This is a genomic window from Acinetobacter uliginosus (assembly GCF_044130295.1).
Lineage (GTDB): Bacteria > Pseudomonadota > Gammaproteobacteria > Pseudomonadales > Moraxellaceae > Acinetobacter.
In genome coordinates this window covers 42,502-55,687 of the sequence record NZ_JBIQOC010000025.1, presented here as the reverse complement: position 1 = coordinate 55,687, position 13,186 = coordinate 42,502, and the positions used below count along the sequence as shown (strand labels likewise).

Annotated in this window: 12 protein-coding genes; 6 read left to right on the top strand and 6 right to left on the bottom strand. The window is 44.1% G+C overall.

All coding sequences use genetic code 11. The annotated features are described in order from the left end of the window. On the top strand, positions 1–182 hold a 182-nt coding region (locus ACE01T_RS06925; RefSeq protein WP_395518994.1), incomplete at its 5' end, for a hypothetical protein. 664 nt (positions 183–846) lie between these two features. On the opposite strand, the gene ACE01T_RS06920 is transcribed toward ACE01T_RS06925, so the two are convergent. From ACE01T_RS06920 to ACE01T_RS06895, 6 genes are all read right to left on the bottom strand, one after another. Further along, positions 847–1,554: an ABC transporter ATP-binding protein gene (locus tag ACE01T_RS06920; RefSeq protein ID WP_180042553.1), complete on the bottom strand. Its 708-nt coding sequence runs from the start codon at positions 1,552–1,554 to the stop codon at positions 847–849. Beyond that, a complete protein-coding gene (locus tag ACE01T_RS06915) occupies positions 1,547–2,770 on the bottom strand; it encodes an ABC transporter permease (RefSeq protein WP_180042554.1) in 1,224 nt (407 codons plus the stop codon). The genes ACE01T_RS06920 and ACE01T_RS06915 overlap by 8 nt, the downstream gene beginning before the upstream one ends. Continuing rightward, the gene (locus tag ACE01T_RS06910) at positions 2,767–3,993 is read right to left on the bottom strand and encodes an efflux RND transporter periplasmic adaptor subunit (RefSeq protein WP_180042555.1); all 1,227 of its coding nucleotides are present in this window, start codon (positions 3,991–3,993) and stop codon (positions 2,767–2,769) included. Before ACE01T_RS06910 ends, ACE01T_RS06915 begins: the two co-directional genes overlap by 4 nt. Before the next feature lie 615 nt (positions 3,994–4,608). Continuing rightward, the gene (locus tag ACE01T_RS06905; RefSeq protein ID WP_180042602.1) at positions 4,609–5,877 is read right to left on the bottom strand and encodes a DcaP family trimeric outer membrane transporter; all 1,269 of its coding nucleotides are present in this window, start codon (positions 5,875–5,877) and stop codon (positions 4,609–4,611) included. 168 nt (positions 5,878–6,045) lie between these two features. Then, positions 6,046–7,419, bottom strand: coding sequence for an MFS transporter (locus tag ACE01T_RS06900; RefSeq protein WP_180042556.1), 1,374 nt, complete (start codon positions 7,417–7,419; stop codon positions 6,046–6,048). Positions 7,420–7,676: 257 nt separating this feature from the next. Then, positions 7,677–8,588, bottom strand: coding sequence for a LysR family transcriptional regulator (locus ACE01T_RS06895; RefSeq protein ID WP_166169976.1), 912 nt, complete (start codon positions 8,586–8,588; stop codon positions 7,677–7,679). Between the two features lie 115 nt (positions 8,589–8,703). Between ACE01T_RS06895 and ACE01T_RS06890 the strand changes: the two genes are divergently transcribed. The 5 genes from ACE01T_RS06890 (at position 8,704) to benB (ending at position 13,153) form a co-directional block, all read left to right on the top strand. Continuing rightward, positions 8,704–9,813 carry a muconate/chloromuconate family cycloisomerase gene (locus ACE01T_RS06890; protein ID WP_086196938.1) on the top strand — a complete coding sequence of 370 codons (1,110 nt, stop codon included), beginning with the start codon at positions 8,704–8,706 and terminating at the stop codon, positions 9,811–9,813. A gap of 13 nt (positions 9,814–9,826) precedes the next feature. Continuing rightward, on the top strand, positions 9,827–10,117 hold the full coding sequence (catC, locus tag ACE01T_RS06885) for a muconolactone Delta-isomerase (protein WP_180042557.1): 291 nt from the start codon (positions 9,827–9,829) through the stop codon (positions 10,115–10,117). A 149-nt stretch (positions 10,118–10,266) separates the two neighbouring features. Beyond that, positions 10,267–11,187, top strand: a complete 921-nt coding sequence (gene catA / locus ACE01T_RS06880) for a catechol 1,2-dioxygenase (protein WP_180042558.1) — start codon at positions 10,267–10,269, stop codon at positions 11,185–11,187. 95 nt (positions 11,188–11,282) lie between these two features. Continuing rightward, a complete protein-coding gene (gene benA / locus ACE01T_RS06875; RefSeq protein ID WP_166169983.1) occupies positions 11,283–12,665 on the top strand; it encodes a benzoate 1,2-dioxygenase large subunit in 1,383 nt (460 codons plus the stop codon). Further along, positions 12,662–13,153, top strand: coding sequence for a benzoate 1,2-dioxygenase small subunit (benB, locus tag ACE01T_RS06870; RefSeq protein ID WP_180042559.1), 492 nt, complete (start codon positions 12,662–12,664; stop codon positions 13,151–13,153). The genes benA and benB overlap by 4 nt, the downstream gene beginning before the upstream one ends. Positions 13,154–13,186 lie beyond the last annotated feature (33 nt).

The following is a 13,186-nucleotide window of genomic DNA, read 5'->3' as shown; positions in this document are numbered from 1 at the left end:
ATATCCGAGATTGCGCCCTACATAACTCAGCCGTTGGCGCAACTTCACTGGAGAGATTCACCAACATATTAATCTCTCCAGTGAAGTATCTTAATGAACATAATACACGTTATGCCGAAATCCGTGAGCTTTGGACGTTTGTATTTTTATTGTGGAAGTTAATTTATAAACGTCCAAACTAATTTCAGTAGCAACAACCTATCGGATCACAAAGAACTTTAGCCAAAAATGAACTGATACCAACCTGACCAAACAAACACTTTAAAAGCCAAGATCAAAGCAACAATTAAAATTTGAATCAGCATAAACAAATAAATTAAATCATCTTTTGTAATCATCTAAATCAGCCCTATTTTGATTCATTTTTAGTCAATCGTAACCCGCATGTTATAAATGGGGATAGAAAAATCAGTCCGGAGACTAGACTCAGGACTATGGAATTGCTTATTTAGGGTACTTTCCCCCGTGTTTTTACGGGTTTTGATGTTTTTTTTGATCAGATTTATTAGACATGAAGATCACCCCAAGCAACTAGTTAAATGGAATGAAATAAGACCTTTGAACATGATTGAATGACAACGAGGACATTCAGCAAGGTCGATCTGGTGAATTGCATTAATTTTCATTTAGCCATCCCCCAACCTGAAACATAGAAAATGACAGTGAAAAAAGCGTAAGAAACAAGACAAATGCAAATAGAAATAAAGATTAACTCAATGATCCTATACATCAGCAATCACCCATTTCTTCTTTTAATTCAGCGTTTGTTTTCTTATAGAGATCTGCATATCGCTGTTCAGTGGGTAGCTAAGATCAAGATTAGAATTTTAAAATAAAGGAGCTGGTTTAATGATTTGATGAATCACTTTGAATACGGCCATCGACCAGATTGATGGTGCGATCACAGGTCGCAGACAGACGTGGATCGTGCGTTACCAGCAGTACAGCACAATCACGTTCGCGATGCACTTTACGGAACAGTTCAAACATTTCTGCAGCCGTCTGGGTATCCAGATTCCCTGTAGGTTCATCAGCTAATAATAGCGCTGGTTCTGTAATCAGTGCCCGGGCAATCGCCACCCGCTGTTGCTGCCCTCCCGAAAGTTCATTCGGTTTACGATCCGCAAACTGTTCAAGACCGACTGCTGCAAGCAGTTCACGCGCTCGCTCCAGTGCCTGTTTGTCCGGCTTGCCATGTGTCAGCATTAACGGCATAAGTACATTGTTTAAGGCAGTAAAAGCCTGAATAAGATGATGAAACTGAAACACGAAACCGATACTGTTGCCGCGTAGCGCAGTACGTCCGGCATCATCCATGCGACTGGTTGGCTGACCCAGCAAATACAGCTCACCGCTGCTAGGTTTATCCAGCAAACCTAAAATATTCAATAAGGTACTTTTACCGGAACCGGATGGACCAATCAGCGCAGCAAAATCATTGCGGGCGATACGCAAATCGATTCCATGTAATACTTCAACTTCATTGGGCTGCCCGATATTATAAGATTTATGCAGCGCTTCTAGGCGCAGTACTTCCTGAGACTGGTCAGACATGACGAATCGCCTCCACAGGGTCCAATGCTGCTGCCCGGCGCGATGGTATCGCAGCAGCCAGTACGCCAGTCAGCGTAGCCAGTAACAAGGCCAGTATTACCAGATTGATCGAAAGAGGAATGTAAAACAGACCCGGGCCAAAGGTGTTGAATATCCACACCAGACCATAACTGACCGCACTGCCTAAAACTGAACCCAGCAGGCCAAATATTGCGCCCTGAAACAGGAAAATTCGTAAAATTTGCAATTGGGTCGCGCCAGTCGCGCGTAAAATACCGATTTCCCGGGTACGCTGCACCACGCTGACCGACATAACGCTGGCAATTCCAAATGCCACGGAAATTGCCACAAAGATAATAATCATATTGGTTGACAGGCTCTGAGCGGTAATTGCATTCATCAGCTGAGCATTGGTTTTAATCCAGCTTTCGGCTTTTAATGAGGTCAAGCGTCCTATCTGTGCAGCAATATTGTCTGCCTCAAAAATATCTGAAATAGTCAGGTCAATCACTGTAACTCCACCAGGTAAACTGAGTAAGGACTGTGCCTGTTTCAAGTCCAGATACACATAGCGCGCATCCAGTTCGCGTACCCCAAGTTCAAAGATCCCGGCCACATTGACCAATGCACTGTTCTCCCGCCCCGTATCCAGCCGTAACTTGCTTCCCACCTGCACACCCAGATCTTTGGCGAGCTGACTGCCAATCATTACATCGTCTGCACCGATGCGCAACTGACCGCTTAACAGATATTCTCTCAGTGGGATAATCTGTTGATAACGTTCAAGATTAATACCCACCAAGGCGACAGATTGAATGGCATCACCCCTTTGCACAAAGGCCGGCCCGGATACCACCGGAGATACGGCGGTCAGTACCGGCAACTGATCTAAAGTCTCAGTAATCTGCTGCCAGTTGTTAATTGAGCGCAGGCGCTGTGCCCGCTTGTCTTCCTGCAATAATTGCACCGTTCCTGCAGCAGGCTGCACAATCTGATTCACCTCATCCGGTGACAGCAAACGGATATGCGCCTGAGTACCCAAAGTACGTTCGACAATATTCGACTGCAATCCTTGAATTAAAGCACTGATAAAAATGATGACAGCCACACCCACTGCAACACCCACAGTAATCATGATGGACTGTGCACGGCCTTCACGCAAAAAACTGATTGCGATTGTCCATTCTGTCCAGAGCCGCCCGAAAAAGTTTTTCAATCGAATTTCACCGGTAATTCATTTTTACTATTTGTATCATCAGCCTGATGATTCCAGGGTGTTTTTTGCTGTTTTAAGCGTACCCTCTCACCCTCTGTTAAGGGTGCTTCGGCATTGGCCAGCACCTGATCACCATCACTCAAACCTGAAACCACTTCTGACATGGCCAGGCCACGTAAACCTAAGCTGACTTGCTGATATTTTATTTTTCCATCACGTACCAATAGCACACTGGCCTTATCGCCTTTGATACTGCTTAAAGCATCGTTTGGAATAGCCAATGCCCGCTCTCGTCTGTTGGTCTCGACATTCACCGACACCGTCATATCCTGACGCAGAAAATCAGGCACCGGATCGACGGCTAAGCGAACCTCTACCGTACCACGCTGCGGATCAATGCTTGGCGCTATAAAATTGATCCGGGCCGGAAAAGCTTGATCCGGATAGGCATCAGAAATGACCATTGCCTTTTGCTGTAAAGCAAGTTGCGGTAAATTTCGCTCATCTAAAGGCACACGAATTTCTGTATTGCCCTTCAATGCGATGCTAAATAAAGTCTGACCCGGTTGGATCAGATCACCCGGTTCCACATCCAGAGTGAGTACCGTACCGGTGACTGTAGAGCGAATTTTAGTTTTGGCCAGTTGAGCCTGGGCTGCAGCAAGTTGCTCACGAAGCTTGGCTTCCTCGACTTGACCAGGTGCCAATGCTGCTGTTTTTAGACGTACTGTTTCAAAATTATTGCGGGCGACTCTTTCCGCTTCCACGGCCTGTTCTATTTCTTCTGCTGAGAGTATGCCAGCTTCTAGATTACGTCTACGTGCTGCTTCCCGACTGGCCTGTTCCAGCTGGGCTTTGGCAGTGGCCAGTTCTGCTACTGCCTGTGGACGCCGGCTGGTTGCGAGTTCGGTCAGAGCCACTTCAGCTTGTCGTACCTGTGCACGCAGTTCATCCGATTTTAAGACGAGCAGTAAATCACCCGGCACCACCTGATCACCTTCCTGCACAAACCGCTCAAGAACGACACCGGTAATTTCGCTGCCCACCTGAGCACGTGATACGGTTGCTACACGGCCAGTCGCTACTACATTTTGCACCAGAGGCCTGTATGTCAGGGTATATCCTGGTAACACAGGTCCCTGCCACCATCGAAATAGAGCATAGCTTGCTGCAAGTATAAGCAGCAGGATGATAATCACAAATTTATAGCGAACAACGCGCAATGAATCTCTCCAGTTCAGCTTAAGAGCTTGGTACATCTAACAGCAAGTACTGTTGCTCTGTAGAATTGTATGCTTCAACTTGTTATTGACAATAAGATTTTTTGAAAAGCCTCATGAAATTAAACCATTACACTATGGTAGCGATCGGCCTGTTGTGAATTGGCTAGGATTCAAATGAGTCATATAAAGATAAACGAAAAATAACCCCGCTTACACCTATTTCCGTATTTTTACTACTTTAAAATTCATAAGCCAGTTTAACTTAAACGGAAGGGTCGCCCAAATTCAAGATATCTCTATTGATCTTTTGATAGACCTTATTGTGGCTATGCACTAATTTTCACTATGCGAAATTCAATAATAGAAAATGAGGATCTGTTGATAATTCGTCTATATTTGCGAGTGCAAGTATTTTTTAGAGGATGTGAGGCAAGAAATACTAAATTTAGTCATTCTAAACGAGTGGTTCACAATGAGGTAATAGCAAAAAAGATCTAGTCCATGGCTGTGCTTTGTTCTGGCTCAGGTTTTGATTCTCAAATGATCACAATATACATATAAAAATAGACCCCTTACTATGTAGTGCATAATAAGAGGTCTTTATTTAGGGGACTATTAGAAGTTATAGATTGCAACTGCATTTAAGCGGTTGTCTTCACCTGTCTTGCTAGCAAAAGTTTCACGTTCACCATAGACATATTCAAGACCAAAACTCAAAGGCTTGGTTGGGCTATAAAAAACATTTGCCCAGGCTTGCCAGAGGTCTTTATTGGCTGTAGCTGCACTTCCTGGAGCATCCAGATAATTTTGATCTTTATCAAAAGTCATATAGCCGTAGCCCAAAGTGCCATGTAATTTGTCACTAAATTTTTGGGTAACACCTAGCATAATAGAATCAAATTCGTTTTGTACAAGACTACCATCTGCTTCTACAACAACACCTTTATTGGCAAATGATACGAAGCTGCTATCGCCTTTAACATGGTAATAATCTGCTTTTAAGGTGGTACCAGGTACGACATCATACTTTGCACCTACACCTACTCCCCATGCCATTTCTTCTTCAGAATTGATACGCTTTTCATGACCCATGGCACGTACGCTGACATTTAAGTTATCTGCAAATTGATGATTTAAACGTGCGGTTAACGCCGGTAAACGCTGAGTGATCACCTTATCAGTGACCAATTTATCTTTAGGATCTTCAGCAGCTAATACCAAATTGGTTTGTGGATTAAATTTGGTGGTATAACGCACTTGTGGTGTACGTTTCACAGCACCACCAACGTATGCATTTGCATCAATAGTTTCTGGCATATAATCCGGTACTGCAAAGTTTGACCAGGTTTGCCCCAACAGCCAGTTACCATAATTTACATAGGCATGACGGATACGCAGATTATCGAAGTTAGCTCCACCCAAAAAGTCGACTTCAATTTTACCTTTGACCTCTTGCTCAGAAGCCTGAGTTTTAAAATCAAGGCCTAAACGCGTTGCAGATAAAGTCGAGCTTAAACGGTCGCTATTTCCGGCAGTACCTTCCAGTGCCACGTTATTGATCTGGTTATATGGCCAATCGATAGGACCGCCATCAACCTTATAAGAGGCATCTAAACGCACATTACCATATAAATTAAACTCGGCGCCTTTGGCAGTTTTTAATACAGGGTTCGCTGGCACAGTTGCTGCAGTACGTTGTATGTTAGCAATTGCTGTTGCAGTTTGTGCATTCTGTACTTTTTGCTGCTCCACCAAACTACGTAAAGCTTGAACTTCCTGTCTAAGCTGTTCAATTTCATTTTGCTGCTGGGTTTGTGCTTGCGCTGCAACACTCATTCCTCCCATGCTTAATGCAATCATGCTTATCATGAGCGTACGCTGCATATTTGGTCGAACCGTTGTTGCTTGTAAATCAGTTGTTTGGGTTAATGTTTTCGCGTTCATCCTAAACTCGCTTGTTATTGTGCCGTCAAATTCTAGCAACAGATCACCATCGCTTACGATGGCGATCTATATCATTGATGATAGTAGATTAATGGAAAGGTAAAGAAATTATTGGGTGACTTTTTGTGCAACAGGACTGCTTTTGACAGCAGATTCTGCAAGGGCTTGGCCTTCTACAGAAGATTTTAGATTAACCATGAAAACAGCCAGCGCAGCGATCACACCCGGAATAGCGATGGCAAAGAAGTTCATTTGGTGTGGCAATTCAAAAGTTAATAAAGTTCCGGTCAGTACTGGTCCTACGATCGCTCCGATACGGCCAATCCCTGAAGCCCAACCCATGCCGGTAGAACGTACAGTCGATGGGTAATATTGTGCGACGAAGGTATATAGCAGAATTTGTGAACCGATAGTCGAGGCACCTGCCAAGGCAATCAGGGCATACAATACAAACTGTGGACTGTTAAAACCAAGCAGAACCAGAGCCGATGCACCGCATATAAACATGATGGTCAATACTTTTTTGATGTGGAACTTGTCTGCCAGGTAGCCACCGCCAATCGCGCCAATCATGCCGCCAATGTTCAGGGCAAACAGGAAGATCATACTTGCGCCCAGTGAATAACCTGCCTGAATCATTAGTTTTGGTAACCAGCTGCCTAAAGCATATACCATCAACAGGCACATGAAGAAAGCCAGCCAGAACATGAAGGTACTAAAGCTACGGCCTTGCTGGAACAATGCTTTGAGTGGCGCTTCATCACCTTTTTTCACCTCATTCAGGACAAATTCAGTTTGAGCTGTAATCTGCTGTTCTGGTGACAATTTTTGGATAATGACGTGGGCCTTTTCTGTTTCTTTTTTAACAGTCAGGTACATCAGCGATTCTGGCAGGAATTTCCAGATAACCGGCAAAAGTAATAATGGAGTACCGGCAAGAAGGAACATGATTTTCCAGCCAAACTGTGGAACCAACCATGCGCCCAATAATGCAGATGACATTCCACCAATCGCATAACCACTAAACATCAGGGCAACCAGCGTGCTGCGGATACGTTTTGGTGCATATTCGGTCATGAGGGCAACCACGTTTGGCATTACGCCACCAATTCCCAAACCGGCTAAGAAGCGAAGAATACCGAACTCAGTAGGGTTACTGGCAAAAGAACCTAAAAAGGTAAAACCACTGAAAAGTGCAACACAGATCATGATGGTTTTTTTACGGCCAATCTTGTCAGAGAGAGTACCAAAGCTCATGGCACCGAACATCATGCCAAATAATGCAGTACTGGCCAGCAAACCTGCCTGTACGGTACTGAGTGCCCATTCCTGCATCAGGAGTGGTAAAGCTACCCCATAAATTACCAGGTCATAACCGTCAAAGATAATGATCAACAGACACCAAAGCAACACACCCCAGTGAAATGGCGTAAATTTTGCCTCATCGATCAGCGTATTAATATTCACTTTATTTGTAGACATCTCCACCTCCTAATTGTGAAGTTCAGTTTCTGGTGCTCACAATGCAGAAGATGCGAAAAAATGTCCAAAACTGAATAGGCATGTTTCTATACCTATAAAGTCTGCTTTAGGTCAAAATCCTGTATTTACTATGCTTTAGATATATTAAAGACCATGAGACCCATCACCTTTTTATATAAAAATATTTTATTGAGTCTCATTATTTGGAGAAATTTTCTATATTTAAGGTTTTTAGGGTTGTTTTTTACTGTGCCTGATCAGAACACGGCACGATCATATTGCACCGCTTCCAGGTCATAAACCTGATATACCGCATCAAACAGGAACTGGATGTATTCACTTTCATCCATATTACGAATGGCCATGAAGACTGGACTCACCGCAAAACTGTCTAATATAGGAATAAAGTTTAAATGCGCCAATTTAATGTTTTTGGCACTTTCCGGCACCAGGCAAATGCCCTCTCCTGCTGCAACAAAACCGAGTGCAAGCTGCAGTTCACGTACTTCACGAACATTTTTGGGTTCCAGTCCATACTCGGAAAATATACCACGGACCTGACTGGCAAAATTGGCCTTACCGGTATTGGGATACAAGAATAACTGGTGATCTACCAGTTCCGACAGGTTCACACCAGAACGCTGTCCTAAAGGATGGCTGGCATGCACTGCCGCCACAAGAGGCTCTTCACGAAGTAGTACACGTTTAATCGCAGGATCAGAAATTCTTAAACGGCCAAAGCCGACATCAATTTTTCCTTCTTTAAGCGCCTGAATCTGCTCATAGGTATTCATTTCCATCATTTCAATCTTGAGATAAGGATGCTGCTGTTTAAAAAGAAACATGATGCGCGATAGCAAACCGAACAATAAAGAACCGACAAAACCAATGGTAATGGTCCGATCGGCAATCCCGATACGTTTCGTCATCGATTTTATTTCTTCAGCATTAGACAAAAGTTTAACCGCATGCTGATAAAAAAATTGTCCTGCTTCCGTAGTCTTAAGTGGACGACTACCCCGCTCAAACAGCTGAATATCTAGCTCTTGCTCTAAATTTTGGATCTGTCGGCTTAAAGGAGGTTGAGCAATAAAGAGTTTTTCAGCCGCTTTGGTAAAACTTTGCTCTTCAACCACTGCAACGAAGTAGCGTAAATGTCTAAGTTCCATAGTTAAAAATACCTTTAAAGTATAAAAAAATGCAAAATTGATCTTCGACCAATTAAAACTATTCCTTTAAGGTATATCACAAGACAGGCATAAAGCAAGATCGAGAATTTTAAAGATGTATAAGTCTATAGAAACGTTGCTGGTGGAAATTCCAACCATCCGTCCCCACAAGATGGCTGTCGCAACCATGCAAACCCAGACACTGGTGTTGGTTAAAATTACCACAGAAGATGGTTATGTAGGCTGGGGCGAAGCAACCACTATTGGTGGATTAGGCTATGGTGAAGAAAGCCCGGAAAGTGTCAAAGTTAATATTGATACTTATTTCGCACCGCTTTTAAAAACATTATCCGGTTTAAATGTTGCACAAACATTACAGGTAATCAAAAAAAATATTAATGGCAACCGCTTTGCCAAATGTGCCATTCAGACTGCCCTGCTGGATATTAAGGCACAACGTCTCAACCTGCCACTCAGTGAAGTATTAGGTGGACGTTTACGAAACAGTATTCCGGTACTTTGGGTATTGGCTTCAGGTAATACCGAGAAAGATATTGCTGAAGCGCAGAAAATGATTGAGGCAAAACGCCACAATGTGTTCAAACTGAAAATTGGTTCACGCCCGGTTGAAGAAGATGTTGAACATGTACTGGCGATCAAGAAAGCCTTGGGCAAAGACATCTCGATTCGTGTCGATGTAAACCGTGCCTGGTCTGAGCTTGAAGCGATCAAGGGTATTCAGTTGTTACAAGATGGTGGTGTTGATCTGATTGAACAGCCATGTGCAATTGACAATCTGGATGCAATGCGACGCCTGACTCGCCGTTTTGATGTGGCCATCATGGCGGATGAATCCTTGATGGGTCCTCACTCAGCTTATCAAATTGCACGTAACAATGGTGCATCAGTTTTTGCAGTAAAAGTGGCCCAATCAGGCGGTTTGGTTGAAGGCTGTGAGGTTGGAAAAGTCGCTAAACTGGCAGGTATCGACCTGTACGGCGGCACCATGCTGGAAGGCCCGGTGGGTACGATTGCCTCTGCTCATGTCTTCTCTACCTTTGAAAATCTGGCGTATGGAACCGAACTGTTTGGTCCATTGCTGCTTACCGAAAATATTTTGAAAACCCCGCTCAACTATCAGAACTTTGAACTTGAGATTCCGAACGGTCCAGGTCTGGGTATTGAGCTGGATGAAAACAAGATTGACAACTTGCGTCGTCAGTAATCAGGAGAAACCCATGCTTTTCCATGTACGTATGGATGTAAATATTCCACGTAATATGCCCGTTGAACAGGCCAATGAAATTAAAGCCGTTGAAAAGGTTTATTCACAGGAATTGCAGCGTCAAGGCAAATGGCGTCATATCTGGCGCATTACTGGCCAATACTCAAACATCAGTATTTTTGATGTCGAGAGCAATGAAGAACTGCATGACATTTTACAGGGTCTTCCACTCTACCCTTACATGAACATTGAAGTGATGGCATTAAACCGTCACCCCTCATCTGTTCGTGAAGATGACACCTGATTTAACCCTGAAAACTGGAATAAACCTTTGTTCCAGTTTCACAAAAAAACATATTTAACATACCAAGTAGCAAACAAGGAAAGTGGCAGCCATCTATCTCTTTAAGCAGAGATATTCGCCACCAAAGCACCCCTCCAAGGAGTAATAAAATGGATCGTCAAACCATTGAAAATGTAGTTAAAGCTTGTAACGTAGACACTTCTGAAGGTCCAGTAGATGCCCGTTTACAACAAGTTGTTGTTCGTCTGGTTACAGACTTTTACCAAGCCATTGAAGATCTTGATCTGAGCCAGTCTGAAGTTTGGAAAGGTGTAGAAGCGCTGATCGACATGGCAAAAGCTGATGAGTTTGCACTGTTAGGTTCAGCAATCGGCCTGGAACACTTCCTGGACTTGCGTGCTGATGAAGCTGATGCAAAAGCAGGTTTAACGGGTGGTACACCACGTACAATCGAAGGCCCTCTATATGTTGCTGGTGCACCTGAATCAACAGGTTTCGCTCGCATGGACGATGGTACTGAAGAAGGTAAAATCCCGACACTTATCATCGAAGGTAAAGTAACTGACACTGATGGTGAAGTTCTTTCTGGTGCTAAAGTAGAAATGTGGCATGCCAACAGCAACGGTAACTACTCTTACTTCGACAAATCTCAGTCGCACTTCAACCTTCGTCGTACCATCCTGAGTGATGAAAACGGTAACTACACTGCGCAAACCACTATGCCTGTAGGTTACGGTTTGAACCCTGAAGGTCCGTTACAACACATGTTGAACAAGCTTTCTCGTCACGGTCAGCGTCCTGCACACGTGCATTACTTTATCTCTGCACCAGGTCACCGCAAGTTGACAACTCAGTTCAACATCGAAGGCGACAAATACCTTTGGGATGACTTCGCATTCGGTACTCGCGAAGGTCTGGTAGCAACTGCGGTTGACGTTACTGACGAAGCTGAAATTGCGCGTCGCGGCTTGAAAGGTCCTTTCAAACATATCCAGTTCGACGTTGTACTTCAAAAAGACAAAGAAGGTGCACCTTCTACTGAAGTTGAACGTCGTCGCGCAAGCGCTTAATTAGCAAACAAGGAACTGCAACGCTTCATTCCCCAAAGAAGGGCAATGAAGCGCTGTGGTGACTTCCCTAAAATTTGGAAAGTCGGAGAACGGACATGCCACGTATTCCTGTAATCAATACCAGCCATCTAGATCGTATCGATGAATTACTTGTTGAAAATTATGAAACAGGTGAATTCAAACTCCATCGTTCAGTATTTACTGATGAAGCCTTATTTGACTTAGAGATGAAATATATCTTTGAAGGCAATTGGGTTTACTTGGCACATGAAAGCCAAATTCCGAATATCAACGATTACTACACCACGAACATTGGCCGTCAGCCAATCATCATTGCGCGTAACCGTAATGGCGAACTGAATGCCATGATCAATGCCTGTTCACACCGTGGTGCAGAGCTTTGCCGTTACAAACGCGGTAACAAAGCAACTTATACCTGCCCTTTCCACGGCTGGACATTCAACAACTCTGGTAAGTTGTTAAAAGTTAAAGATCCTTCTGATGCCGGTTATTCTGACTGCTTCAACAAAGAAGGTTCACACGACCTGAAAAAAGTTGCACGTTTTGAAAACTACAAAGGCTTCCTGTTCGGTAGCTTGAATCCAGACGTTCCTTCTCTTGAAGAATATCTTGGTGAAGCAACTAAAATCATCGACATGATCGTTGGTCAGTCTGAAGAAGGTCTTGAAGTTCTGCGTGGTGCGTCTACCTATACCTACGAAGGTAACTGGAAACTGACTGCTGAAAACGGTGCTGATGGTTATCACGTTTCTGCAGTTCACTGGAACTATGCTGCGACAACTCAGCAACGCAAAGAAAAACAAGGCGGCGACAACATCCGTGCGATGAGTGCTGGTTCTTGGGGTAAACAAGGCGGTGGTTCTTACGGTTTCGAAAATGGCCACATGCTCCTTTGGACGCAATGGGCAAACCCGGAAGACCGTCCAAACTTCCCGAAAAAAGACGAATACACCGAGAAATACGGTGCAGCCATGGCGAAATGGATGATCGAGCGTTCTCGTAACCTGTGTATCTATCCAAACGTTTACTTCATGGATCAGTTCGGTTCACAAATCCGTGTACTGCGCCCGATCTCTGTCGATAAGACTGAAGTAACCATCTACTGTATCGCGCCTAAAGGTGAAGCACCTGAAGCACGTGCACGTCGTATCCGTCAATACGAAGACTTCTTCAACGCGTCTGGTATGGCAACTCCGGATGACCTGGAAGAATTCCGCGCATGTCAAGCAGGCTACCAGGGTATCGCGCTTGAATGGAATGATATGAGCCGCGGTTCTAAACACTGGATCCAAGGTCCAGATGAGGCTGCCAATGAAATCGGTTTAAAACCAAAACTTTCTGGCGTTAAAACTGAAGACGAAGGTCTATACCTGGCTCAACACGAGTTCTGGTTGAAACTGATGAAAAAAGCAATTGCTGCTGAAAAAGAGATTGCTGCTGCAGGAGAACAAGCATGAGCGCGATTACTTTAGAAAATATTGCTCAATTCCTTTACCGCGAAGCGCGCTTCCTGGACGACGAGCAATGGGATAACTGGTTAGCGTGCTACGCTCCGAATGCACAGTTCTGGATGCCAGCCTGGGATGACAATGACACCTTGACCGAAGATCCTCAGTCTGAAATCTCCCTGATTTTCTATCCGGACCGTCAAGGTTTGGAAGACCGTGTATTCCGTATCAAGACTGAACGTTCTTCAGCAACCATGCCGGATACCCGTACCAGCCACAACATCAGCAACATTGAAATTGTGGAACAAAACGGTGACCAGGTGACTGTACGTTTTAACTGGAATACTTTGAGTTTCCGTTACAAGAAAAACTACAGCTACTTCGGTATGTCGCGTTATGTGATCGATTTCTCTGGCGAACAGCCAAAAATCCTGAACAAGTACGTGGTACTGAAAAACGACTATATCAACCAAGTTATTGATGTTTACCACATCTAAGCTGATTAGATTTAAAAACCGGCCTTGGCCCAA